General features: G+C 64.2%; 1 protein-coding gene. It reads left to right on the top strand.

From position 1 onward, the window contains the following. The coding region (locus tag EOA28_RS37005; RefSeq protein ID WP_148671169.1) for a nucleoside hydrolase at nt 1-789 on the top strand (789 nt) is incomplete at its 5' end. Nucleotides 790-938: the final 149 nt, after the last annotated feature.

Genomic DNA, 938 nt, shown 5'->3' with positions numbered 1-938 from the left:
CGCAAGATCTGCGAGCTGGCCGGCAGGCCAGACGTGAAGGTCTATGCAGGCGCCATCCGGCCGCTGACGCGCGAGTTGGTCACCGCCGAGGAAGTGCATGGCAAGACCGGGCTGAACGGCCCCCAGCTGCCCGAGCCGACCATGCCGTTGCAGGAACAATACGCGGTCGATTTCATCGTCGAGACGCTGATGCGCGAAGAAAGCGGCACGATCACGCTGTGCCCGCTCGGACCGCTGACCAACATCGCGCTGGCGCTGATCCGCGAGCCCAGGATCGCGCCCCGCATCAAGGAAATCGTCCTGATGGGCGGTGGCTTCTTCGAGGGCGGCAATGTCACCCCGGCCGCCGAATTCAACATCTATGTCGACCCGCAGGCCGCCGATCTGGTGTTCAAATCGGGCATCCCGATCGTGATGATGCCGCTCGACGTCACCCACAAGGCGCTGACCTCGTCAAAGCGCATACAGGCTTTCCGCCAGCTCGGCACCAAGGTCGGCACCGCGACCGCCGAGATGCTGGAGTTCTTCGAACGCTATGACGAGGAGAAATACGGCACCGATGGCGGGCCACTGCACGATCCGTGCGTGATCGCCTATCTCCTGAAGCCGGAACTGTTCAAGGGTCGCCGCTGCAATGTCAGCGTGGAGACCGCGTCGGAGCTCACCATGGGCATGACGGTGATCGACTGGTGGGGCGTCACCAAGCGGGAAAAGAACGCCACCGTGATGCGCGACATCGACCATGACGGCTTCTTCGCGCTGTTGGTGGAGCGGCTGGGGCGGCTCTGAAAGCTTCCTTCTCCCCGTCTACGGGAAGAAGGTGCCGGCAGGCGGATGAGGGGCGGCGCGAATGTTGGTGTTTTGCCTGCAACCCCGGCGCTGCCCATCACCCGGTCGCTTCGCGACCACCCTCTCCCCGTGAACGGGGCGAGGAAGAC

It is taken from the genome of Mesorhizobium sp. M2A.F.Ca.ET.067.02.1.1 (assembly GCF_004023285.1).
GTDB lineage: Bacteria > Pseudomonadota > Alphaproteobacteria > Rhizobiales > Rhizobiaceae > Mesorhizobium.
This window is presented reverse-complemented; position numbering and strand designations above follow the sequence as displayed.